Genomic DNA, 22,600 nt, shown 5'->3' with positions numbered 1-22,600 from the left:
GTAAAATGAAAAAGATAACGAGAAGAACCTTTTTAAAAGGAAGCGGTGCTCTTATACCATTTTTAATAAGTGGTTTTGGATATATGTACATTCGCTATATTGAACCTTTTTACGTGCACACGGTTTTTAAGACCCTAAGCTCCACAACAATCCCTAAGGAACTTAGTGGAAAAAGAATTGTTCAATTTAGCGACATTCACCTTAGTTCAACATATACACTAAAAAAGCTTCGTAGACTTGTTAAACAAATAAATTCCCTCTCTCCTGATTTTGTCTTTTTTACAGGTGATTTAATAGATGCTCCACAGCAATACAAAGAAGCTGGAGAAATTCCCCCTATTCTAAAACAAATTAAAGCCCCTCTCGGTAAATTTGCTGTTTATGGTAATCATGATCATGGAGGGTTTGGAACTAATTTATACGAAGAAATTATGAAGAAAAGCCATTTTCAGCTTTTAAAAAACCGTTCTGTACGAATTAAAGGGAGTGATGAAAAAGCACTAGTAATCTATGGACTTGACGATGTGATGCTCGGTAAGCCAAACCTTGCTCAAACGCTTCAGAATGCTTCTCAAGACTTTTTCTCTATTGTCCTTGTTCATGAACCAGATATCGCTCCAGAAGTAGCACGCTACCCAATTAACCTTCAATTATCGGGTCACACACATGGTGGACAGATACAACTGCCTTTTATAGGTCCTATTGTTACTCCTCCATATGGCACTAATTATGTAGAAGGTCTTTATACAGTTCAACATACAGCAATGAAACTTTATGTAAATCGAGGCTTGGGAACAACTCGTCTTCCTTTTCGTCTACTTGCTCCACCAGAACTCACTATATTTACACTAAATCATATACGTCCATAAAGAACAGGCTCATTATTGTTCATCTTGTCATACACTGCTAAGGACTAGAGTTTATGAGGAGGAATTTCACTATGCAATATTATCCACCACACTACTACCGTAATCAGCCAGATGAACGCTTTTTCTTTGGTGCTCCGTTTCTAGGCGGTCTTGCTGGAGGATTGTTAGGTGGATTGACTATTGGCGCAATTGGCGGAGCATATCGACCACCTTTCTATGGACCAGGACCTTTCTATGGACCAAGACCTTTCTATGGGCCACCTGTTCCATATTATGGAGGCTATCCTTACTATCGTTAACTAAACTTGTTATTTTAAGATAAAAAGCCCCCAAACTTCCGTTTGGCGGCTTTTTTAGCTATTCCTCGTCTTCTCCTACACTATAGGCAAGCTGAAATAATGTTTGCTGGCTATCTATAATTGGTTCATCTTCAGCTCTTTTCACATAATGGTACGTTCCATCTGGAGACTGTTCACGTGCTTTTACATTATCACTCATCATAATTTGCATCCATTGGGTGATACGCTGCTTCAAATGCCCGCTAAAAATTGGAAACATAATTTCAACACGTTTTTCCATATTTCTCGTCATTAAATCCGCAGAAGATAAGAAAAACTTTTTCTCTCCGTTATGATGAAAATAATAAATGCGTGTATGCTCCAAGAAACGCCCCACAATACTTCTCACTGTGATGTTTTCGCTTACACCTTTAATACCAGGGCGAAGGCAACAAGTCCCTCGTACAATTAAATCTACTTTTACACCTGCATTTGAAGCTTCATAAAACTTCATAATAAGCATTTTATCTGTTAGAGAGTTCATTTTAGCAATAATATGTCCATTTTTGAACTGATGGTGATAACGAATTTCTTCTTCAATTAAATGAATAAAATCTTTACGAATGTCATATGGAGCAACAGAAAGGTGATTATAATTCGGTTTTTCGGTATAACCACTTAGATAGTTAAAGAAGTTAGTCGCATCAATCCCAATGCGATGGTTCGATGTAATAAGACCCGCATCTGTATATATTTTAGCTGTAGCATCATTATAATTGCCTGTACCAAGGTGGACAAACCGTTCAATGCGATGATTTTTTTTACGTACAACAAGCGTAATTTTACTATGTGTTTTAAGGTATGTCATACCGTAAATTACATGACACCCTGCCTTTTCGAGTTCCTTTGCCCATTGCACATTATTTTCTTCATCAAATCGAGCTTTAAGCTCTACAAGTACTGTAACCTGTTTGCCTTTTTCAGCTGCTCTTTTTAAAGCTTTAATAATTGGCGAACCGCCGCTGACACGATACAATGTTTGCTTAATTGCCAATACATCGCCATCATCTGCTGCATCGTTCACAAAATCGACTACAGGTTCAAATGATTCGTATGGATGATGAAGTAAAATATCACGTTCTAATGCTTTTTCAAAAATATTTTCATTATAATACAAATCACGAGGAGGTTGAGGAATGAGCGCTTCATAAATTAAATGATCATGCGTCATTGATACAGTTTTATAAAATGAGAATAAAAATGTTAAATCAAGCGGTGCATTAATGCTATAAACATCTTTATTGTGGACTTCAAGTTCTTTTTTCAAGTAATTTAAAACATGGTGATCATACTGTTCTCCTTTAACTTCTAATCGAACAGCAGCTCCCCACTTTCGTTTCCGAAGCTCTTTTTCAATTTCCCGTAGAAGATCTCTTGCTCCCTCTTCATGAATGGTCATATCGGCATTACGAGTAATTCGGAATTGTGTAACACTCTTAACTGTAAAACCTGTAAAAAGCTTGTGAATATAAAAAGATATAACGTCTTCTAAAAAAATAAATAATCGCTTATGTTCAGATTGTGTAGGAAGTTCAATAAAACGATCTAGCACACTCGGAACTTGAACTAATGCAAGTTTTCCTGTTGGAAGAACCATTTCTTCATCCTCTGATTCTCCTTGCTCTAATACAATAGCTAGGTTTAGCGTTTTATTTAGAAGCATTGGAAAAGGTCTATAAGCATCAACAGCCATAGGAGTTAAAACAGGAAAGATTTGCTCATCAAAATGATTTTCTAAAAAAGCTCTCTGTTCTTTTGTTGCTTGATCCATTGAAATAAAGCTTATTCCTTCTTCTTCTAGTAATGGAATGAGCGAATTGTATGTTTCAGACTGGATATTTACTAGTGAATGATTCTTCTCAGCAATTTTTGAAAGCTGCTTTTTAGGCGTGAGTCCTGCTTTATTCTCTGGTTTGTTGAAACCTGCTTTCACTTGATCTTTCAATCCTGCTACTCGAACCATAAAAAACTCATCAAGGTTAGAGCTGAAGATAGCAAGAAATTTCAAAGATTCTAGAAGAGGATTATATGTATCCATCGCTTCTTCTAATACCCGTTCGTTAAAAGCGAGCCAACTTAACTCACGGTTGTTGTAATATTCAGGATTCCCTAATCCTTCTACCTTGTTATTTGCACTTAATAGTTCCACAGTTTTTTACCACCCTTACTATTTCTCTATCTCTTTATATAAGGAGCGTAGAAAGAATTATCATCTTATTTCAAATTACCACTTAATTGTTAAGCTAATGTAAATTTTCTGTTAACATTCTTTAAAATTCAAAGGATAATTCCTTTTTTATCACATAATGTTAAGTGAACGTATTTCTTTTAGCGCATATAACAATAAATCTCAATAAGGTCTTTAGGCCTGCAATCTCCTTTTGCAACTAAAAAAAAAAGCCTCTTTATTCAAAGAGGCTTTTTTAATATGTTTAAACTTCTATTTTGTTTACAAATTCAAGCTTTAAATTTCTTTTAATTACTTTTTCTAAATGCTTTTTTTGTTTTTCTGCCTGATATTCTTCCGCTCGATATTCATCCCTACAGTTTATATAAAGCTCAACTGTATTGCTGTTGTCTTGTTTTACTTTTATCTCTTCAACAATATTTCGTTTTGTTGCATTTAAGCTATAAGAGAATTTAAGAAGGGCTCCTAAAAAGCGAAGTTTTCTTTGCTCGTCCTTTGTAAACCAGCCTCCATAAGGCTCCATATATTGTCTAAAAACACCCTTGCCTTTATACGATGAAACAAAAGCAAGTTTCAACCGATCTCGGTGACGTATCCCCTCAATCGTTCTATTAGCTATAATGTTAAATGTATGCTGGCTGCTTGATTCAGAATCGATATATTGACCAAAGTGGAATAAGTAAGCGCCACGCTTAAGCAGCAGCCAATCTTCTTCTTCCCATAATAGTTGAAGCACTTCTTTTAAAGAGTCTAACATGCTCATTGCAATCGTAAGCACCTGCTTAGCGTGCTCTGTATCAATTTCAAAATCATAAATAAGGGCTTGGAAACTTTCACGAGCAACATGCGGAAAAGATTCAATATTAAGAGGTCTCATAATTTCATCAAAAAATACCCCTTCACGCAGCCCTTTTCTACTCATCATAAATAAAGGTGCATCTGAATATTCACAAATTTGTCTAAATACCTCAATTGCTGGAAGGATCGTATCTGCTCGATCTTTTGAAAGCCCGTCCATTCCTTGTAACTGTTCATAGGAAAGTGGACAAAGTTTTTGGCTAACATATGTAATATCCTCAGGCTTCATTTCATACTGATGAAGTCCTCCTAGTGGATAATTTATAAAGCTTTGATGAAGCTGTGCAGCATTTCTTGCACTTCCTCCAATAGCTATTATCGGAAGTCTTCGAGAACGGAGCCATGGAATTTCTTCAAGCTGACTATGGAGATAATTTTTCATCTCTTCGTACTCAGCAACAGTTGGAACATCTCCTTGAACAAAATTTAACTTTAAGGAAAGAGCTCCAAACGGAAAACTATGAAACTCAACGAGCTTTCGATTTTGGAAATACGTAACTTCTGTACTTCCCCCTCCAATATCAATTGTAATACCTTCTGTAATTTCAGTTGAATTAATAACAGCTAAAAAACCATAGTATGCTTCCTCAAATTCCGTAATTACATTCATATGAAAGTCCGTTTCAAGCGCAACTCTCTTTTTTATTTCTTCAACATTCTTTGCTTGGCGAACAGTTGCTGTTGCTACACATTTTACATGGTTTAAATCATGATGTTTTGTAATCGATTCAAAGCTCTGCAGTGTATTCAACAAAACAGAAATGCCCTCTTCTGTTAACACGTTTTCTTTATTGAGATAATTTCGTAACCGAGCTACTATTTTTATATTTTCAATTTCTTTAAATCTTAAGCCTTGATTGTGCTCATAAATGACTAATCTCATTGTGTTTGATCCAATATCAATCATTCCATATTTTGTTTTCAACGTTTCTTCTACACCCTTTACCATTTGTTTTCTTTATCTTCCCTCGCTAAATCGTTCAATTAAAAAGAAACTTCCAAATCTGGAAGTTTCTTTTTATGTCCATTTTAGCTGAAGTTTTCAGAGGAGACAACTATATTATCCTTTACCAGCTTGGAAACCTGGATAAAGCGTCATGCCTCCATCTACGTGTAAAGTTACCCCTGTTACATACTTCGCTTCTTCTGAGGCAAGAAAAGCAGCAATTGAGGCTACTTCCTCTGATTCTGCTACATATCCCATTGGAATAAGCTCAATTACGCCTTTTTTCTCTTCTGGATCTGAGAATTTTTCAGCATTGATTGGCGTATTAATAGCTCCTGGACCAATAGCATTTACACGAATTCCTTTTGGTGCATATTCAAGTGCCAGCGTTTCTGTCATCATACGAATTCCGCCTTTGCTTGATGCATAGTGAACAAAATGCGGCCAAGGAATTGTATCATGAACGCTTGACATGTTAATAACTGTACCTTTTTTGTTATTTTTAACCATGTGATCAATAGCGTTGCGAGCGCACATAAACGTTCCAGTTAAGTTTACTGAAATAACTTTATTCCAATCTTCAAGCGACATCTCATGTGATGGAATTTCTTTTTGCACCCCAGCATTGTTCATCATAACGTCGAGTGTTCCGAATTCAGATATTGCCGTGTCGATCAGCTTTTTCACATCGTCTTCTTTAGAAATATCTGCTACAACACCTGTTGCTTCTCCACCCGCTTTTTTCACTTCTTCTACCACTTCTGCTAAAGCCTTTTCGTCATTTGGTCCATTTACGACAACTTTCATTCCTTCTTGTCCAAAACGAATAGCAATAGCTCGTCCAAGACCTGAAGTACTTCCTGTTACAACAGCTACTTTTCCTTTTAAGTCATTGTACATCATGATGTCCTCCTTCTATTTCGTAAATCCTAGCATAACTCCGCCAACGATAATTAAAATGGAGCCAATAATAACAAATACCATTTGTGTTTTAGTTTTCTTCTCACCAAGGAAGAATATTCCTCCCAAGGTAGAAATAATAATTCCTGTTTGCGATAAAGAGAAGCTTGTGGCTACACCAACAAGTGGAATGGACAATAGTAATGCAAGGTTTCCCGTACTCCACCATATTCCTGTAAAAATATTTCGTAATGTGTACTTATCATATGGTTTATGTTTAAGAGACATAATGAAAGCTCCTACAACCATTCCTATTGACTGAGGTAGAATAGCTGTCCACCCGTCAATTTCAAACCATCGGATAATAACAACATATGCGACATATCCCACTGTTGAAAGAAGGAGAATAAGCAGTCCTTTTGTGAAATTAGACTTCCCGTTTCCTTCACCACCATTTGCTGATTTATCATAAGAGTTACAAATGGCTCCAATGATAATCGCAACGAGGGCAATGATTCCTATTGTTAACTTTTTCCCTGTATCCCATTCCCCAAAAACAAGCACACCAAACAATGATGTTCCAACAAGCTGCATTCCGGTTGAAAGTGGAACTGTTTTAGATACACCGAGATATTCAATGGAACGGAACTGATTCATCTGTCCAATTGACCAAAAAACTCCCGAAATAAAGCCAATAGTAAAAATAAGCGCTGTAAATTCTGGAGTAGTGAAAAAATATACGACAATAGAAAATAAAAGGGCGCCTATTGTTGTCCCGAGAACCTGACTATAAGGTCCTCCTCCTAACTTTTCACTTAGGAAAACAAGGCTTCCCCACGTAATAGCAGGTATAAGAGCAACAAGAATATCTAACATAAGTTCACCTTCTTTTCTTAAGGTTTTAAAATTCAAGCTGAAATTATTATGTGAAGTGTGCTAACCTTTTATGTACAATGTTGCAAAATTAACAATAACGGCTATAATAGAGGAAAATGTTTAAAGGACAAGGAGTGAAAATATGTCTGCTCATGAACAAAAGACATTTTCAACATTGCAGCTTGCACAGGCTCTCTTTACTGTAAATCGCCATGCGAAAACAGCTACAGATCCTAAATATCTTTACATGCTAAAAAAACTTGGCTTGAAGAAGCTAATCTCTGAAAAGAAAGCCAAAAAAGAAGGCCTTCATTTTTCTCCCAACCCTAAAAATAGTCAACAGCGTTCAGATTTACTTGTTTCGGTTGCTGACTATTACTTTCATCTTCCTCCTCAGAAAGAAGACTTTGCTACCCTGCCACATCTAGGTTTACTAGATCAACAGTATCGAAATCCACCTACTAAAATGTCGCTATCTCATGCCAAAAAAATTCTTGTATCCTATACAGGATATGAAGAAGAAAAGAAACAGGACGAGCGCTCTTCTTACAAGAAAAAATATCAAAAGCCCGTATTCAAACCGCTCGGGAAATAAAACAAATGAAAGCTTGTTCAAAAAACAAGCTTTCATTTGTTTTTATCTATTATTAAATTGGCTGAAAGGTTGGTGAGACGCTGAAGGTCGAGAAACTGCACAATCCTATCTTCTACTATGCCTATACTTTTTGTTAGCGTATCTTCATTTTTCCAAATGATGGCATATCCATAATATCTTCCTCTCTTATCTCCAATAAACCAACTACTTCATCTACTGTAAAGACAAGAGAATGATGCTCTTATTGAGTAAATAAAACAGTGTTTGCCTCTTCTCGTTTTTCACCAAGTCCAAGCAACTCTTTTCCACTATATAATTTCAGCTCTTTTTCTCGTTCTTCTATAAGCTCTTTCTTATCTTTAATTTTACAAATGAACGATAAAGAAACTGCCATATGCAAATTCTCTATTTTAAATTCCAACCAGTTATGTGTCATCATTTCTCCTCTTTTCCTTCTTCTCACTATCTCACGTATCGGCGCTTTAAAAGCTTTATGAATAGAAAAAGAAAAAACCTCTTAATTCACAGAAAACTTTGGATATAGTTCAAACGGTAGACGAACAAGCAAAAATTTCTTATACTAACTAAAGCTTATGACGAAAGTAAGGTGTTGAGTTCAATGAAAGGCTCAATCGTTGTTTTTAATAAACAGAACGAGATGAGAGTTATTGAAGATATAGAAGAAACTTTGTTGGAGGACATTCGCCGTCAAACAAAACAAGAGCATTGTCTTGTTCAATTAGATGATGGAAAAGTTGATTTAGGATATATTTCAAATGCCTTTTTCCGTGAAGGAGAAATTCATACAGATTAATAAAAAGAGCTGTAGTCCATGGACTACAGCTCTTTCTTCTAGCGAAACCATCCTTTACGACGGAACCAGATTGTTAATACAATAGCAATAACCGCCATTACTCCCAGTAAAATAAAATAGTTGTATTTCCCTTTGAGTTCAGGCATAAAAACAAAGTTCATTCCATACAGTCCTGCAAGAAAGCTAAGAGGCATGAAGATAGTCGTAATGACGGTCAACGTCATCATAATGCTGTTCATTCGGTCTGAATTCATAGAAATATAGTTATCTCGTATATCGGAGGTGAAATCTCGGTTTACTTCAACAAGCTCCGTTAATTTGAGAAGGTGATCTGCAATATCTTAGAAATAAAGATGTTGTTCTTCTACATCCTTTATATGCTGAGTGCTAACAATTTTATATATTAACTCACGCATAGGAAAAATAGTTCGACGAATTTTCGTTAACTGTCTTCTTAACTCAAATACCTCATCAAGGATAGAGCTGCGGCTCTCTTCTTCATCACTTCCCTCAATTTCATTGAGACGGTCTTCGATACGATAAAGAGGCGGGAAGTAATCATCCACAATTTGATCAATAATATCATGTACAATTTCTGTTGCTCCTCTTTGTAGCCTTTCATTTTTTCTTAATTTTGCCCACGTATTATTTATAGCTCGCACGCTTTTCTTATGGAATGTAACAACATAATTTTTCCCAAGAAAAAAGTTAATTTCCTCTGCCTGTAAACTTTTTTGCTGAAGATAATGAACTGTGAGGAATGTGTACTTGTCATAGGAGTCCATTTTTGGACGCTGTACATGCTCTACGCAGTCCTCAATTGATAAAGGATGGAACCGAAACTTTTTGGAAAGAAGCTTGATTTCCTCATCTGTTGGTTGATCAAAGTCAACCCAGTACCATGAAATACTCGCTGTTCCTGTATCGCGAAGTGGTAGATTTTCTTTAAGCTCCCCTTCTTTCGTTATTCCATATACTCTTATCATAAAATGTCACGTCTTTCTTTTTTATGTATTCTAGTTTACATACCCAGCACAGACTTTTTTAAAACTCTTTTCTCTTTCTATCGTTTTTATATGGTACTCTATGTATAACATTATTTCTATAAAAATGGAGGACATCAAAGTGGAGCATCTTATCAATACTAGTGTACAAAACATAAAAATTTCAGGCATTCGCCAGTTTTTCAACATGGTTGCTCACTATGAGGACGTTATCTCATTTACAATTGGGCAACCTGATTTCCCGACACCGTTACATGTTAAAGAAGCAGCTAAAAAAGCCATTGACGATAATGTAACATCCTATACACATAATGCAGGATTTATAGAACTTCGAGAAGCGGCTGCGAGCTTTGTTCGTTCACGCTACAATCTGCACTACAGAGCAGAAGATGAAGTACTTGTAACAGTTGGAGCAAGTCAAGCTATTGACATTGCTTTCCGTACCATTTTAAGTGCTGGAGATGAAGTCATTTTGCCTGCTCCTGTTTATCCAGGATATGAACCTGTTATCTCCCTTTGTGGTGCTCATCCTGTTCATGTTGATACAACAGAAACAGACTTTAAGCTTACTGCAGAGCTACTTAAAAAGCATATTACGCCAAACACAAAAGCTATTATTTTACCTTATCCATCAAATCCTACAGGTGTGACTCTTTCACTTGAAGAATTACAAGACATTGCAACTCTTTTAGAAAAGCACGATATCTTTGTGATTTCAGATGAAATTTATAGCGAACTTACTTTTTATGGCGATCATGTTTCAATTGCTTCTATTTCTTCAATGAGAGACAAAACGATTGTCATAAATGGAGTTTCTAAATCACATTCAATGACAGGATGGCGCATTGGCTTTTTATTTGCTCCTGCTCAGATTACAAAACATATGATAAAAGTGCTACAATACAATGTTTCATGTGCTTCTTCTATTTCTCAAAAAGGGGCGCTTGCTGCCTTAACAGAGGGAAAAGATGATGCAGTGCCAATGAAGAAGGAATACAAAAAGCGGATGGAATACGCCTATGAAAGACTTGTTAAAATGGGCTTTACCGTTACAAAACCAAGCGGAGCATTTTATATTTTCCCATCTATTAAGCCTTTTCATCATGATTCACACGAGTTTGCTTTAAATCTTGTCAAAGAAGCTGGTGTTGCACTCACACCAGGTACGGCCTTTTCAGATTATGGACAAGGATATGTACGCCTTTCTTATGCTTGTTCAATGGAACAGTTAAAAGAAGGACTAGATAGGATGGAACGTTACTTAAAATAAAAAGAAATCCTCCCGATTGAGGGAGGATTTCTTTTTATAATCCGCCTTTATATACTCCTGCATTTTTTGAAGCATTTTGCTTTTTCATCTCTTCTTTATGCTTATGATTTGCCTTGGCACTTCCCATTTCACGGCTAAACTCAGTATCCGCTTTTGATGAGTCAAAACCTTTTTTATTTTTTTGATCTGCATCATGTTTCTTTGTACGTTTTGCCATTGTCCTCAACTCCTTCACCACTTATTGTGGAGGAAAGCTGAGCTCTTTATCCTTGTTTATTCATACCATTTGTAAAGGACTTGAGTACCTTTATTTTCAAACCCTTGCTGTGCTAATTTTTCATACATTTCTTTCGCCATCTCAACTCCAGGCATTTTAAAATCCATCTTTTCCGCTTCATCAAGCGCGATTTTCAAATCTTTAATAAAATGTTTCACAAAAAAACCTGGTTCAAAGTCACCATTTATAATGCGAGGAGCTAAGTTACTTAATGACCAACTTCCAGCTGCTCCTGCTGAAATCGATTTTAATACATTTTCCTGATCTAATCCTGCTTTTTTAGCGTATGCAACTGCCTCACAGATACCGAGCATATTAGAAGCAATAGCAATTTGATTGCACATTTTAATATGTTGTCCTGCACCTGCTTGTCCTTGTAAAAGAACATTTTCCCCTAGCGCTTTCAGCATTGGAGAACATGTGTCAAAAACATCCTTATCTCCACCAACCATAATTGTTAACGTAGCATTTCGAGCACCGACGTCTCCTCCTGATACAGGTGCATCAAGTGTATAAATCCCTTTTTCTCTTGCGCTTCTATAAATTTTTTGTGCTAAAGAAGGTGTTGAAGTTGTAAAATCAATGAGATATGTGCCAGCTTTAGCATTGTTTATTAAGCCTTGTTCACTAAAATATACTTCTTCTACATCACTTGGATAGCCAACCATTGTCATTACAACATCGCACGTTTCTGCTATTTCTTTTATAGAGCACCATACGGCTCCTTCATCAATTAATGACTGCGCCTTTTCCTTTGTTCTTGTATACACAGAAAGTTCATGACCTTGATGCTGAAGATGGGAAGCCATGCTTTTTCCCATTACTCCTGTTCCAATAAATCCAACCTTATATAATTGACTCATTTTCCTCACCTCAAGTATTTTTTCTTTATCGAACACATACTAAAAACAAACTGTTTGACTTTTTGCTTGCTCCCCTTTACAATTTTTAACTTAGTTAACATTATAATTCGGAGGTTTCTCAATGGAACAAAACTTTTTTGAAGTTGTTGAAGCTCGTACATCAATTAGACATTATGATGCTTCACATAAAATATCAGAACAAGAACTAAAGGACATTTTAACCGCAACAGCAAAATCTCCATCTGCATGGAATCTTCAGCATTGGCATTTCATGGTATTCACAAGTGATGAAGCAAAACAGCGCCTTTTACCAATTGCTTATAATCAGAACCAAGTCACAGAGGCTTCAGCCGTTGTTGCTATTTTAGGTGATTTAGAAGCAAACAAAAATGTAGATGATGTATATAATCCACTTGTAAATAGAGAAGCAATGACAGCGGAAGTAAAAGACATTTTAGCAGGTCAAATTAACCGTGCTTATGAAAATGATATTTTCGCTCGTGATGCAGCATTTACAAATGCTTCTTTAGCCGCTATGACTCTTATGCACGCCTCAAAAGCAAAAGGATATGATACATGTGCAATGGGCGGCTTCAATGCAAAAAACTTCGTGGAAGAATTTAAAGTGAGCGGTAGGTATCTACCTGTTATGCTCATTTCAATTGGAAAAGCAGCAAAAGAAGCTCATCAAAGCGAACGCTTTGACCTTGACCGTTTAACAACGTGGTTATAATGAAAAACAGTTGGACATTAGTCCAACTGTTTTTAAATGGACTTCACTGCCCCACCATCGACTAAAAATGAACTTCCCGTCATATATGTATTTGCATCAGAGCTTAAAAATAAAACAACATTTGCAAATTCTCTAGGTTCTCCATAGCGGCCAAGCGGGATGCCAGCCTTTGCTTCCTGTCCTACTTGTTCGATACTTTTCCCCTGTTTTTCAGCTCTTACTTCATCAAGATGCTCAACGCGCGCTGTTGCGATTCTACCTGGTGCTACCGTGTTTACTAAAATGTTGTACGGGGCAAATTCACCTGCAATGGTTTTCGTTAATCCTACAACACCCGTGCGGAAGACATTTGATAGAAGAAGCCCTTCAATTGGTTCCTTAATAGAAGAAGAAGCGATGTTAATGATTTTTCCTCCTTTTTCTTTTAGAAGCGGAAAGAAAGCTCTAATTGACCTCACATAACTAAGAAGGTTGAGTTCAAAGGCATTGTAAAAATCTTCATCAGTTAGTTCATTAAGCGTACCAGCTTTCGGTCCTCCGCTGTTATTAATTAAAATATCTAGTGAACCAAACTCCGCTTTCACCCGTTCTAAAAGGGCTTCAATATCTTCAGGTTTCGTAATATCCGTTTTCTGATATAAAACACGTGACTCCCCTTTTTTTGTTAGCTCCTTACACATTTGAGCTAGCTTGTCTTCTGAACGACTTGCAATAATAACATTTGTTCCCTCTTTCACAAATCCTTCAACAATAGCTTCTCCAAGACCTTGGCTTCCTGCAAGAACAACTGCATTTTTCCCTTTAAGTTGTAAATCCACTTTTCAACTTCCTTTCTCTTTACACATTGTCTACTTCAAATTACCATAGAAGAAAGAAATGAGCAAAATATTTTTATTATTCAATCTTTTCAAAAGGAGAATGAGAGAATGGAATATAAAAAACAGTTGCTTATGTTTCATAATAATAAGTTTGTAGAAGCAAAAATTCGCAGCTATAATGAGGATGATATTAATGCTTTAATAGCTGTCCAAAAATGTGCCTTTCCTCCGCCTTTTCCACCTGATCTTCTTTGGTCTGAACAACAGCTTACAGAACATATTAAGCATTTTAAAACAGGATGTTTATGTGTCGAAGTTGATGGGGAAATTGTCGGCTCCATCACCTCACTTATTATCAAATATGATGAACATCAAGAAGAACACACGTGGGATAAAGTAACTGATCAAGGCTATATCCGTAATCACACTGAGCATGGTGATACTCTTTATGTTGTAGACATATGTGTTGCTCCTTCTTTTAGGAAGCTACAGCTTGGCAAATGGCTCGTTCATTCACTTTATGAAGTTGCTGTACATTATAATTTAAAAAGATTGCTTGGTGGAGCTCGCATGCCCCATTATTCGAAATATAAACATCTTTATTCCCCTGAAAAATACATTGAGAAAATCATAAAAGGAGAAATAATCGATCCTGTTGTAACCTTTTTATTAAAAAGTGGACGCACTCCCCTTACCGTTGTTCCTAACTACTTAGAAGACGAACACTCTTGTCATTACGCTCTTTTAATGGAATGGAAAAACCCACTATACAAAAAAGACGCTCCATCTGAAGCGTCATCTTAGTAGATTAAATCCCACATATCATCTTTTCGAGAATAAATAAGCTTCGCTTTATAACTGCTTTCTTGCTTATAAAAAGATAAATCTTGCAGAAGTTCATCTATACTGAAAAAAGAACCTACAGTATAAAGCGGAATTTGCAAATCCTTGCGCGACCTTGTCATACTTTTAAAGTCGATTAACAGGCCGTCATGTGTTAAGGTTAGAATCGTATGTGCCAAGACGGGCGGCAGCGGTGGATAATCTAAATGTTTACGAAAAAGCGGAAGGCGTTTTTTTATTAGCATTGATGTCTTTAGTGGTACAATATGACTAATCATATGCTGAATATGGGCTACCTGCTTACAGTAAACTTTATTTAACCAGCCGTCCTCTTCTGTTAAATAAACATATTCATTATTAAGCTTACGGAAAAACGGAGAAGATAATGGTTTCTTATAATGTCCTAAGTAAAGCAATGCTGCCTTTTCTTCTGGTTCTAGGGAATCAAGCAAGCTTGTATCATCAATATCAATCCAGCAAAATTCACTGTATGTTCTGATGGGTTCTTTAACAAGCTCTGTAATCTGTTCCTTTTCAACATAATTCATAAACGTTCCCATATGGAAATCGCTATCTTCGTAATTATGTTTCAACAGAAGAAGATTTGACAGCTCTGTTGGGAGAGATGCAAGGAATTCCCTAAATTCAATGCCGTGCGTTAAGAAACACTTATCGTTTACGTTTCCGTTGATATAAACAAGCTCTTTTATATCATCTGGATGCGCCAATAGTAGATACCTGCCTTTTACATATATTAATTACTGAAGAGGAAAAGTGGTTATTGAACTTTCCTTATTATGATACACCGTTACTACTTTAGTTTATTTTATATAAACGACATCGATAAACGATTCATTATACTGTAAATTATTATATCGTTTCTTTCTTAATAAAGAAATGATAAATTAAAATTCTTAACCTATAAGTTAACGCACTAATCACAATATAAGCCTACATACAAAGTCTCATGTTTATACAATAAATACAGTCTACAGAAGACATTGTAAAGGAAGGAGTAAAAATGGATTTTAGACATTTACATTATTTCACAACAGTTGCTAAGCAACAAAGTTTTACAAAGGCTGCTCACAAACTCCATGTGTCTCAGCCGTCTTTAAGTAAAATGGTTAAAGCACTTGAAGATGAACTTGGAGTAACGTTAATCGACCGCTCTGGCAAACAAATTCAGCTTACAGATGCGGGGATGATTGTATACAAAGAAGCAACCACAATTTTGCATTCATTATATGATTTATCTAATTCTCTTTATGATCTTATGAATTTAAAAAAAGGAAAAATAAAAATAGGGATTCCTCCTATTGTTGGAACACTCTTCTTTCCAACTATTATTAAGTCATTTCGAGATTCTTATCCCGATATCGTAATTGAAATGATTGAATTTGGGGGAGCTAAAGTAACGAAAATGGTTGAAGTTGGGGAAGTTGACGTTGGAGTTATAGTGCTTCCGATTGAAGAAAACATCTTTGACCTTACAAAATTAGCTGGGGAGCCTATGAAAGTCGTTATACATGAAGATCATCCACTTTCAGATCAGGAATCGCTCAGCTTGCTTGATTTAAAAGATGATTCATTTATTATCTTTCATGAAGACTTTGCTATGCACGACATTATTTATAAAGAATGTATCAAACACGGCTTTGCACCTAATGTAGCATATAAAAGTTCACAGTGGGATTTTATTGCTGAAATGGTTGCTGCGAATTTAGGGGTCGCTCTTTTTCCAACTTCCATTTGCCGAAAACTTTATCAACCCTCTCTAAAAATTAAAGAACTAAAAAATTATATTCCTTGGCAACTTGCTGTAATTACGAGAAAAAATCGTTATATTTCTTTTGCTACTAAGACATTTATTAAGCATACCGTTGAGGCATTTCAAACGGGTCATAACTAAAACGAATACAAACTATAACATTTATATATTTTACGGATAAGCAAAATCGGGCTAAACTTAAGTTGTAACATTCCTCACACTCCGTAAATAATACGGCAATTTGCGTTAACCCTGTTACGTAAAACATGAAAAGTTTTCTCTTCTCCCAATTGGAGTCGTCTTCCTCATAGGCGGCTCTCTTATTTATTTTGGAAGCTTTTTGTAACTTATGTAATTTTTTAAATCTGGAGGTGCTTAAAGATGAAATGGATAACTATGATTTTACAGATTGGTTTATTAACAGGCATCTATATGATTGGAACTTTTATATCTGATTTCTTCCACCTCCCAGTACCAGGTAGTATTGTTGGTTTAGTTCTACTTTTTATTTTATTGCAGCTCAAAGTTGTTAAATTAAGTTGGGTAGAACTTGGTGGGAGCTTCTTGCTTGCAGAATTACTGCTTTTTTTCGTTCCCGCTGTTGTTGGACTTGTTGACTATGGAGAGATGATGAAAACTTATGGCCTAAAAATTATTATTGTGGTTTCTATTAGCACATTGATTGTGATGTTTATCACAGGAGTTGTAGCGGAATATATTTCAAAAAGAAAGGAGCGCTCAATATGAGTGGATTAATCATTGCTTCAGCAATTGTTGGAACGCTTGCTGCTTATATGCTTTCCAAGGTTCTCTACAAGCGCTTTAAGACAATTATTTTTTCACCGATTGTTCTAGCTCCAGTTATTTTAATCGGAACGCTAGTTATCGGTGATATCCCGTATACTTCATATAAAGAAGGCGCAGATTCTATTAGCTATTTACTTGGTCCAGCAACCGTTGCTTTCGCTGTACCAATTTACAAAAACCTTCATTTACTAAAAAAACACGGTGTCGAAATTATTTTAAGTGTTGCAAGCGGAACGATGATTGCGATGTTCTCTTCCCTTTTGTTAGCCTTTTTGTTCCACTTTGATCACTTATTAACAAACAGTCTTGTCCCTCGTTCAATTACAATTCCGATTGCTGTTAATGTTTCACAAACCCTTGGGGGAGACCCCAGCTTAACTATCCTTTTTGTCATTATTACAGGTATTGTTGGTGCCTATGCAGGACCTAAACTTATTAAGCTGTTAACACTCCGTTCTTCTGTAGCAAGAGGACTTTTACTTGGCGTATCAGCACATGGAACAGGAACGGCTCGTGCATTTGAGTTTGGAACTCTTGAAGGAACGTTTTCTAGTCTTGCTATGATTATGACAGCCCTTCTAACTCTCATTATTTCAACTGCACTTCTTCCTTTCTTCTTTTTTATTTCTCAATATGGAAGTTTTCTGTTACATATGAAATAACTTCTTCAGTTGTACTCATTTGTAGAATTGTTTCCATATGACCTTCTAATTCTTGTTTAGAAAGTTTTGAGATTTGTGAACGTGCTTTTAAGATAGAAGTGGCGCTCATTGAGAATTCATCAAGACCTAATCCTAAAAGGATTGGAATTGCAATTTCATCTCCTGCCATTTCACCGCACATTCCTACCCATTTGCCTTCTTTATGTGCCGCTAGGATTACCATGTGCACAAGACGAAGGATTGCTGGATTATATGGCTGGTAAAGATATGACACGCGCTCATTCATACGGTCAGCTGCTAGTGTATACTGAATTAAGTCATTTGTACCAACTGAGAAGAAATCAACTTCTTTAGCAAATACATCTGCCATAACAGCTGAAGATGGAATTTCAACCATCATCCCAATTTCGATACCTTCAGCAACTTCTACTCCTTTAGCTTGAAGTGCTTCTTTCTCTTCAAGAAGAATAGCTTTAGCTTGACGGAATTCATCTACTGTGGCAATCATCGGGAACATAATTTTTAAGTTTCCGTAAATGCTTGCGCGAAGCAGTGCACGAAGTTGAGTACGGAAAATATCTTGCTCTTCTAAGCAAAGACGGATAGCTCTGAATCCTAAGAATGGATTCATTTCTTTTGGTAAGCTTAAGTATGGAAGTTCTTTATCTCCGCCGATATCAAGCGTACGAACAACAACAGATTTACCTTTCATACGCTCAAGAACTTTCTTGTACGCATCAAACTGTTCTTCCTCTGTTGGAAGCTGGTCACGTCCCATATAAAGGAACTCTGTACGATAAAGCCCAACAGCTTCTCCACCGTTTTCAAGAACGCCTGTTACATCATCAGGTGTTCCAATGTTTGCTGCAAGCTCAACGTGATGACCATCTTTTGAAACAGTTGGCTCATTTACAAGCTTTGCCCACTCTGCTTTTTTCTTTTCGAAATCAGCTTTCTTTGCTTCATATTCAGCAATTACTTCTTGTGATGGATCTACAATTACTTTTCCATCTAAGCCATCTACGATTACAACGACATCATTTTCGATATCTGCTGTTACTGTTTTAGCACCAACAACAGCTGGAATCTCCATTGAACGAGCCATGATAGCTGAGTGAGAAGTACGACCACCAATATCTGTTGTAAACCCTAGTACATATTGACGGTTTAGCTGTGCTGTATCTGAAGGAGTTAAATCTTCTCCGATAATGATAACTTCTTCTGAAATCATACTAGGATTTGTAATTGTTACTCCTAAAAGATGAGCAAGCACACGCTTTGTTACGTCACGAATGTCTGCTGCACGTTCTTTCATATATTCGTTGTCCATAGACTCAAACATACTAACGAACATATTAGCCGTTTCCGTAAGCGCAAACTCAGCATTAACGCTTTCATTTTTCACTTTATCTTTAATTGGATTAATAAGTTCTGGATCACTAAGAACTAAAAGATGAGCTGCAAAGATATCTGCTTTATCTTCTCCAAGCTCTTTTCTAGCATGCTCTTTAATTCCTTCAAGTTCTTCTTTAGAAATTTGTAGCGCTTTCTCAAAACGCGCAGTTTCTTCTTCTACATTTGAAATCTTCTTCTGTTCAACATTCAACTCTGGTTCTTCGAGACGAAAAGCTTTGGCAATGGCAATGCCGCTTGACGCGGCAATGCCTGTAATTTCTTTAGCCATTATTCTGCTAAACCTTCTTTTTTCATTGTTTCTTCTAAAGCAGAAAGAGCTTCAGCTTCGTCAGAACCGTTTGTTACGATTTTGATTTCTGCTCCTTGTCCAATTCCAAGAGACATAACGCCCATGATTGACTTAAGGTTTACGCTTTTCCCGTTATACTCTAAGTTAATGTCTGCCTCGAATTTGCTTGCTGTTTGAACTAGAGTTGTTGCTGGACGTGCATGAATTCCTGAATCACTTGTTACTGTAAATGTTTTTTCTGCCATTTTAATCATTCTCCTTTTTTCCTGTTACTTAGTAATGGTAATAATGTTCTGTTCACCGCTATCTACATGACCTTCTTTGTTGATCATTACTTTTTCGCCTTCTTGTAAATTGGTAAAAATGATTGGTGTAATAATGCTTGGCGCATTTTCTTTTACAAACTCCAAGTCAACTTTTAGAAGCGGATCACCTTTTTTGACGTCGTCACCTTGTGAAACAAGAGCTTCAAATCCTTCACCCTTAAGGTTCACTGTGTCGATTCCTACATGAATAAGGACTTCTCTTCCACCTACTGATTCAATTCCTAACGCATGTTTCGTCGGAAATAAGTTTACAACTTTTCCGTCTACTGGTGCAACTATTGTCCCTTTTTCGGGAATAATGGCGAATCCATCGCCCATTAATTTCTGCGAGAAAACTTGATCAGGTACCTCTGAAAGCGGGACAACTTCTCCAGTAATTGGAGAAACAATCTCTTCTGCTGAGTCAGCTACAGTTGGTTCACTAGCTGGCTTCTCATCGCTTTCCTTAGAAGGAACAGGTGTTTTTCCAGACATAATGTCTTGCATCTGTCCTTTCAATGTATCAGACTTCGGTCCAAAGATAGCTTGAATATTGTTACCAACTTCTAGTACACCAGAAGCGCCAAGTTTTTTCAAGCGTTCTTTATCAACATTCCCAATATCGTTAACCGAAACGCGTAAACGAGTGATACAAGCATCAAGATGAGCAATATTCTCGCGTCCTCCCATTGCTTGTAAAACATTATAAGGAAGTTCTTCTGCTGGTGTCGCAATTTCAGATCCTACATCTTCCTTCTCGCGTCCAGGCGTTGCCAAGTTGAATTTGCGAATGGCAAAGCGGAAACCAAAGTAGTAGATAACAGCTAAAATAAGACCGACGATAATAACATACCACCAAGCAGTTTTATTCGGCAAGACTCCAAATAAAATAAAATCAATAAATCCTCCAGAGAACGTCATTCCAATCTTAACATCAAGCCATGCCATAAGCATAAATGAAAGGCCTGCAAACACAGCATGTATCGCGAAAAGAATTGGTGCAACGAATAAGAATGAGAACTCAAGCGGCTCTGTAATTCCTGTTAAAAATGACGTTAAAGCTGCAGAACCCATAATACCAGCTACGAATTTTTTACGTTCTGGACGTGCTTCATGATAAATAGCAAGCGCTGCTGCTGGTAAACCAAACATCATGAATACGTACTTACCAACCATGTATGTTCCTGCTGTAAATTGATCAACATTATCCTTTAACTGTGCCATAAAGATTCGCTGATCTCCACGCACTAAATTCCCTGCTTTATCAATATATTCTCCAAACTCATACCAAAACGGCGAATAGAAAATATGATGAAGACCAAACGGAATTAATGAACGTTCAATTACCCCAAAAATAAAGGCTGAAAGCATTGGGTTTGCATTCAACATCGTTTGTGAAAATGTGTTTAAACCACTTTGAATTGGTGGCCATACTACCATCATAATTAATCCTAAGATTAAAGATGAAACAGCTGTAGCAATTGGTACAAATCGTTTTCCTGCAAAGAATCCTAAATATTGCGGAAGCGAAATTTGGTAAAAACGATTATACATTGAAGCAGCTAATACCCCAACGATGATACCACCAAATACCCCTGTTTGCATCGTAGGAATTCCTAAGACGCTTGCAAATGCCGGGTCTTTCTCTATAGTTGACCCAACATTAAACATTGCAGGATCTAATTGTCCTGTCCCCGTTAAAATCGTTCCCATTGTAACATTCAGGATTAAATATCCAATAATCGCAGCTAAACCTGCAACACCGTCTCCTCCTGCTAAACCAACCGCAACTCCCACAGCAAACAATAATGGCAAGTTAGAAAAAACAATATCTCCTGCTTGCGCCATTACTGTTGCTACTAATTGAAACCAATCAGCTCCAAGTGCCGGAATATACTTTAATGTTTGCTCGTTTTGGAACGCTGTACCAAATGCGAGTAGAAGACCTGCAGCAGGTAAAATCGCTACAGGAAGCATCAAAGCTTTCCCGATTTTTTGAAGAACCCCAAAAAGCTTCTTAAACATGAAGTAGCCCCCTTTTTTCTGTCCTTTTATAGTGTGCAACAACGTTTTCAATCCATGCATAAACCATCTTTTGTTAAAACGCTTTCTTAGAAAATATAAAAAGGCATGAGTGGTCGGAAACGGTCTCATAAAAGGGTATACTTGTCCCTTAATTAGAGTCGTTTCATCTCTCCACTCATGCCTGATCGTATCAGTAACACGTATTGAAATGAATGCTGTTATTTATATTTTTGTCATTAAACGCTGTAAATGCATTGTTAAGTAAACTGCCTCTGCCTCATCAACAGGGCGTGAAAGCGCTTGTTGCATCACTTTTACTACTTTCCAAGAAAGATTGTAGCATAAGGGATACTCTTTTTTCAATAGCTCTGATAATTTTTTTGGTTCTTCTACTTCTTCCCCTTTATTTGCACGCTCAATTGCGAAGTGAAGATGGCGGATAAGACGCATATAATTTAAAGATTCTTTATCTAATGTTATAGAAAAACCTTGCTCAATCATGCTAATAATTGTTTGAATAAGTTCTGAATGTCGGTTAATCTCAGACAAGTCACGCGCTGTAATTGCTGTGTGAATATGAAGCGCAACAAACCCTATTTCTCCTTCTGGAAGGGAAATACCCGTTTGTTCCTTAATCATCTCCAAAACGTGCCTTGCAAGCTCGTATTCGGTAGGATACAGTACCTTTGTTTCAAGTAAAAAAGGATTGTTAATATCCATCCCTTGCTTCACACGCTTAATAGCAAAAGAAATATGGTCTGTTAGGCTAATATGAATATGCTCATTTAAAGGCGTTTTCACATGCTTTTGAATATAAGAAATAATATCATTCATAATGACTACAATTTTCTCATCCACTTGAGTGAGCAACATTTTATATTGTTCTTGTTCCCGTTCATTGTGTAAAATAAATAACTTTTCAGCTGAAGTTTCTGTAATTTCCTCTCCGCCTTTTTTCCCAAAACCTATACCCTTGCCAATCATGACGGTCTCTTTATATTCATCATGAGTGGCAATTAATACATTATTGTTTAGTACCTTTTTCACTAAAAAGGTGCTTTTCACTCATTCCCCACTCCTTATAGCTTCTCTGTCATCTTTCCATATTACGAAACCATTTTCACAACGTCAAC

Annotated in this window: 23 protein-coding genes and 1 pseudogene; 10 read left to right on the top strand and 14 right to left on the bottom strand. The window is 36.6% G+C overall.

Features of this window, described 5'->3' with window-relative positions; genetic code table 11:
- Positions 1-5: 5 nt before the first annotated feature.
- Both MOC86_RS02290 and MOC86_RS02285 read left to right on the top strand, forming a co-directional pair.
- Complete coding sequence (locus MOC86_RS02290) at positions 6-869, top strand: metallophosphoesterase (protein WP_268582546.1); 864 nt, start codon at positions 6-8, stop codon at positions 867-869.
- A 71-nt stretch (positions 870-940) separates the two neighbouring features.
- Positions 941-1,168, top strand: a complete 228-nt coding sequence (locus MOC86_RS02285; protein WP_243513836.1) for a hypothetical protein — start codon at positions 941-943, stop codon at positions 1,166-1,168.
- Positions 1,169-1,226: 58 nt separating this feature from the next.
- Here MOC86_RS02285 and MOC86_RS02280 read toward each other — a convergent pair whose 3' ends face one another.
- From MOC86_RS02280 to MOC86_RS02265, 4 genes are all read right to left on the bottom strand, one after another.
- Entirely contained in the window at positions 1,227-3,356 is a 2,130-nt protein-coding gene (locus MOC86_RS02280) for an RNA degradosome polyphosphate kinase (protein ID WP_268582545.1), read from the bottom strand.
- Between the two features lie 283 nt (positions 3,357-3,639).
- Positions 3,640-5,202 carry a Ppx/GppA family phosphatase gene (locus tag MOC86_RS02275; protein WP_268582544.1) on the bottom strand — a complete coding sequence of 521 codons (1,563 nt, stop codon included), beginning with the start codon at positions 5,200-5,202 and terminating at the stop codon, positions 3,640-3,642.
- Positions 5,203-5,313: 111 nt separating this feature from the next.
- Complete coding sequence (locus tag MOC86_RS02270) at positions 5,314-6,099, bottom strand: glucose-1-dehydrogenase (protein WP_268582543.1); 786 nt, start codon at positions 6,097-6,099, stop codon at positions 5,314-5,316.
- Between the two features lie 15 nt (positions 6,100-6,114).
- Complete coding sequence (locus MOC86_RS02265) at positions 6,115-6,975, bottom strand: GRP family sugar transporter (protein WP_268582542.1); 861 nt, start codon at positions 6,973-6,975, stop codon at positions 6,115-6,117.
- Between the two features lie 142 nt (positions 6,976-7,117).
- Between MOC86_RS02265 and MOC86_RS02260 the strand changes: the two genes are divergently transcribed.
- Positions 7,118-7,570 carry a YkyB family protein gene (locus MOC86_RS02260; protein ID WP_268582541.1) on the top strand — a complete coding sequence of 151 codons (453 nt, stop codon included), beginning with the start codon at positions 7,118-7,120 and terminating at the stop codon, positions 7,568-7,570.
- A gap of 241 nt (positions 7,571-7,811) precedes the next feature.
- Here MOC86_RS02260 and MOC86_RS02255 read toward each other — a convergent pair whose 3' ends face one another.
- A complete protein-coding gene (locus MOC86_RS02255; RefSeq protein WP_268582540.1) occupies positions 7,812-8,006 on the bottom strand; it encodes a hypothetical protein in 195 nt (64 codons plus the stop codon).
- Between the two features lie 183 nt (positions 8,007-8,189).
- On the opposite strand from MOC86_RS02255, the gene MOC86_RS02250 reads away from it, so the two are divergent.
- A complete protein-coding gene (locus MOC86_RS02250) occupies positions 8,190-8,384 on the top strand; it encodes a hypothetical protein (protein WP_268582539.1) in 195 nt (64 codons plus the stop codon).
- Between the two features lie 38 nt (positions 8,385-8,422).
- Here the strand turns inward: MOC86_RS02250 and corA are convergent.
- Positions 8,423-9,370 (bottom strand): annotated as a pseudogene (gene corA, locus MOC86_RS02245) (magnesium/cobalt transporter CorA).
- Positions 9,371-9,509: 139 nt separating this feature from the next.
- On the opposite strand from corA, the gene MOC86_RS02240 reads away from it, so the two are divergent.
- Positions 9,510-10,658: an aminotransferase A gene (locus MOC86_RS02240; protein WP_268582538.1), complete on the top strand. Its 1,149-nt coding sequence runs from the start codon at positions 9,510-9,512 to the stop codon at positions 10,656-10,658.
- A 34-nt stretch (positions 10,659-10,692) separates the two neighbouring features.
- Here the strand turns inward: MOC86_RS02240 and MOC86_RS02235 are convergent, their stop codons facing one another.
- Both MOC86_RS02235 and MOC86_RS02230 read right to left on the bottom strand, forming a co-directional pair.
- Positions 10,693-10,875, bottom strand: a complete 183-nt coding sequence (locus MOC86_RS02235; protein ID WP_268582537.1) for a hypothetical protein — start codon at positions 10,873-10,875, stop codon at positions 10,693-10,695.
- Between the two features lie 56 nt (positions 10,876-10,931).
- A complete protein-coding gene (locus MOC86_RS02230) occupies positions 10,932-11,798 on the bottom strand; it encodes an NAD(P)-dependent oxidoreductase (RefSeq protein WP_268582536.1) in 867 nt (288 codons plus the stop codon).
- 121 nt (positions 11,799-11,919) lie between these two features.
- On the opposite strand from MOC86_RS02230, the gene MOC86_RS02225 reads away from it, so the two are divergent.
- Positions 11,920-12,531, top strand: coding sequence for a nitroreductase family protein (locus MOC86_RS02225; protein ID WP_268582535.1), 612 nt, complete (start codon positions 11,920-11,922; stop codon positions 12,529-12,531).
- A 32-nt stretch (positions 12,532-12,563) separates the two neighbouring features.
- Here the strand turns inward: MOC86_RS02225 and MOC86_RS02220 are convergent, their stop codons facing one another.
- Positions 12,564-13,349 carry an SDR family oxidoreductase gene (locus MOC86_RS02220; RefSeq protein WP_124050265.1) on the bottom strand — a complete coding sequence of 262 codons (786 nt, stop codon included), beginning with the start codon at positions 13,347-13,349 and terminating at the stop codon, positions 12,564-12,566.
- 108 nt (positions 13,350-13,457) lie between these two features.
- Between MOC86_RS02220 and MOC86_RS02215 the strand changes: the two genes are divergently transcribed.
- A complete protein-coding gene (locus tag MOC86_RS02215; RefSeq protein WP_268582534.1) occupies positions 13,458-14,153 on the top strand; it encodes a GNAT family N-acetyltransferase in 696 nt (231 codons plus the stop codon).
- Here the strand turns inward: MOC86_RS02215 and MOC86_RS02210 are convergent.
- Entirely contained in the window at positions 14,150-14,920 is a 771-nt protein-coding gene (locus MOC86_RS02210; RefSeq protein WP_019392958.1) for a hypothetical protein, read from the bottom strand. The genes MOC86_RS02215 and MOC86_RS02210 overlap by 4 nt on opposite strands.
- A 293-nt stretch (positions 14,921-15,213) precedes the next feature.
- On the opposite strand from MOC86_RS02210, the gene MOC86_RS02205 reads away from it, so the two are divergent.
- From MOC86_RS02205 to MOC86_RS02195, 3 genes are all read left to right on the top strand, one after another.
- On the top strand, positions 15,214-16,104 hold the full coding sequence (locus tag MOC86_RS02205) for a LysR family transcriptional regulator (RefSeq protein ID WP_019392957.1): 891 nt from the start codon (positions 15,214-15,216) through the stop codon (positions 16,102-16,104).
- A 240-nt stretch (positions 16,105-16,344) separates the two neighbouring features.
- Positions 16,345-16,710 (top strand): CidA/LrgA family protein, encoded by a 366-nt coding sequence (locus tag MOC86_RS02200; RefSeq protein ID WP_268582533.1) that lies wholly within the window; start codon positions 16,345-16,347, stop codon positions 16,708-16,710.
- Complete coding sequence (locus tag MOC86_RS02195; protein ID WP_268582532.1) at positions 16,707-17,432, top strand: LrgB family protein; 726 nt, start codon at positions 16,707-16,709, stop codon at positions 17,430-17,432. The genes MOC86_RS02200 and MOC86_RS02195 overlap by 4 nt, the downstream gene beginning before the upstream one ends.
- Here the strand turns inward: MOC86_RS02195 and ptsP are convergent.
- The 4 genes from ptsP to glcT all read right to left on the bottom strand — a co-directional run bounded on the left by ptsP (position 17,392) and on the right by glcT (position 22,532).
- Positions 17,392-19,116 carry a phosphoenolpyruvate--protein phosphotransferase gene (gene ptsP / locus MOC86_RS02190; protein ID WP_151584125.1) on the bottom strand — a complete coding sequence of 575 codons (1,725 nt, stop codon included), beginning with the start codon at positions 19,114-19,116 and terminating at the stop codon, positions 17,392-17,394. The genes MOC86_RS02195 and ptsP overlap by 41 nt on opposite strands.
- A complete protein-coding gene (locus MOC86_RS02185) occupies positions 19,116-19,382 on the bottom strand; it encodes a phosphocarrier protein HPr (protein ID WP_019392953.1) in 267 nt (88 codons plus the stop codon). Before MOC86_RS02185 ends, ptsP begins: the two co-directional genes overlap by 1 nt.
- A gap of 24 nt (positions 19,383-19,406) precedes the next feature.
- Positions 19,407-21,467, bottom strand: coding sequence for a glucose-specific PTS transporter subunit IIBC (gene ptsG, locus MOC86_RS02180; RefSeq protein ID WP_268582531.1), 2,061 nt, complete (start codon positions 21,465-21,467; stop codon positions 19,407-19,409).
- A gap of 222 nt (positions 21,468-21,689) precedes the next feature.
- Positions 21,690-22,532 carry a glucose PTS transporter transcription antiterminator GlcT gene (gene glcT / locus MOC86_RS02175; RefSeq protein ID WP_243513866.1) on the bottom strand — a complete coding sequence of 281 codons (843 nt, stop codon included), beginning with the start codon at positions 22,530-22,532 and terminating at the stop codon, positions 21,690-21,692.
- Positions 22,533-22,600: the final 68 nt, after the last annotated feature.

It is taken from the genome of Priestia endophytica (assembly GCF_026790145.1).
GTDB classification, from domain to species: domain Bacteria; phylum Bacillota; class Bacilli; order Bacillales; family Bacillaceae_H; genus Bacillus_I; species Bacillus_I endophytica_A.
Note: the sequence above shows the minus strand (reverse complement) of the source record. Positions and strands in the feature narration are given on the sequence as shown.

Excerpts from the sequence above, each read along its gene's own strand:
- MOC86_RS02290 (WP_268582546.1), top strand. The coding sequence starts at position 6 with ATGAAAAAGATAACGAGAAGAACCTTTTTAAAAGGAAGCGGTGCTCTT.
- MOC86_RS02285 (WP_243513836.1), top strand. The coding sequence starts at position 941 with ATGCAATATTATCCACCACACTACTACCGTAATCAGCCAGATGAACGC.
- MOC86_RS02275 (WP_268582544.1), bottom strand. The coding sequence starts at position 5,202 with ATGGTAAAGGGTGTAGAAGAAACGTTGAAAACAAAATATGGAATGATT.
- MOC86_RS02270 (WP_268582543.1), bottom strand. The coding sequence starts at position 6,099 with ATGTACAATGACTTAAAAGGAAAAGTAGCTGTTGTAACAGGAAGTACT.
- MOC86_RS02265 (WP_268582542.1), bottom strand. The coding sequence starts at position 6,975 with ATGTTAGATATTCTTGTTGCTCTTATACCTGCTATTACGTGGGGAAGC.
- MOC86_RS02260 (WP_268582541.1), top strand. The coding sequence starts at position 7,118 with ATGTCTGCTCATGAACAAAAGACATTTTCAACATTGCAGCTTGCACAG.
- MOC86_RS02255 (WP_268582540.1), bottom strand. The coding sequence starts at position 8,006 with ATGACACATAACTGGTTGGAATTTAAAATAGAGAATTTGCATATGGCA.
- MOC86_RS02250 (WP_268582539.1), top strand. The coding sequence starts at position 8,190 with ATGAAAGGCTCAATCGTTGTTTTTAATAAACAGAACGAGATGAGAGTT.
- MOC86_RS02235 (WP_268582537.1), bottom strand. The coding sequence starts at position 10,875 with ATGGCAAAACGTACAAAGAAACATGATGCAGATCAAAAAAATAAAAAA.
- MOC86_RS02230 (WP_268582536.1), bottom strand. The coding sequence starts at position 11,798 with ATGAGTCAATTATATAAGGTTGGATTTATTGGAACAGGAGTAATGGGA.
- MOC86_RS02225 (WP_268582535.1), top strand. The coding sequence starts at position 11,920 with ATGGAACAAAACTTTTTTGAAGTTGTTGAAGCTCGTACATCAATTAGA.
- MOC86_RS02215 (WP_268582534.1), top strand. The coding sequence starts at position 13,458 with ATGGAATATAAAAAACAGTTGCTTATGTTTCATAATAATAAGTTTGTA.
- MOC86_RS02205 (WP_019392957.1), top strand. The coding sequence starts at position 15,214 with ATGGATTTTAGACATTTACATTATTTCACAACAGTTGCTAAGCAACAA.
- MOC86_RS02200 (WP_268582533.1), top strand. The coding sequence starts at position 16,345 with ATGAAATGGATAACTATGATTTTACAGATTGGTTTATTAACAGGCATC.
- MOC86_RS02195 (WP_268582532.1), top strand. The coding sequence starts at position 16,707 with ATGAGTGGATTAATCATTGCTTCAGCAATTGTTGGAACGCTTGCTGCT.
- ptsP (WP_151584125.1), bottom strand. The coding sequence starts at position 19,116 with ATGGCTAAAGAAATTACAGGCATTGCCGCGTCAAGCGGCATTGCCATT.
- MOC86_RS02185 (WP_019392953.1), bottom strand. The coding sequence starts at position 19,382 with ATGGCAGAAAAAACATTTACAGTAACAAGTGATTCAGGAATTCATGCA.
- ptsG (WP_268582531.1), bottom strand. The coding sequence starts at position 21,467 with ATGTTTAAGAAGCTTTTTGGGGTTCTTCAAAAAATCGGGAAAGCTTTG.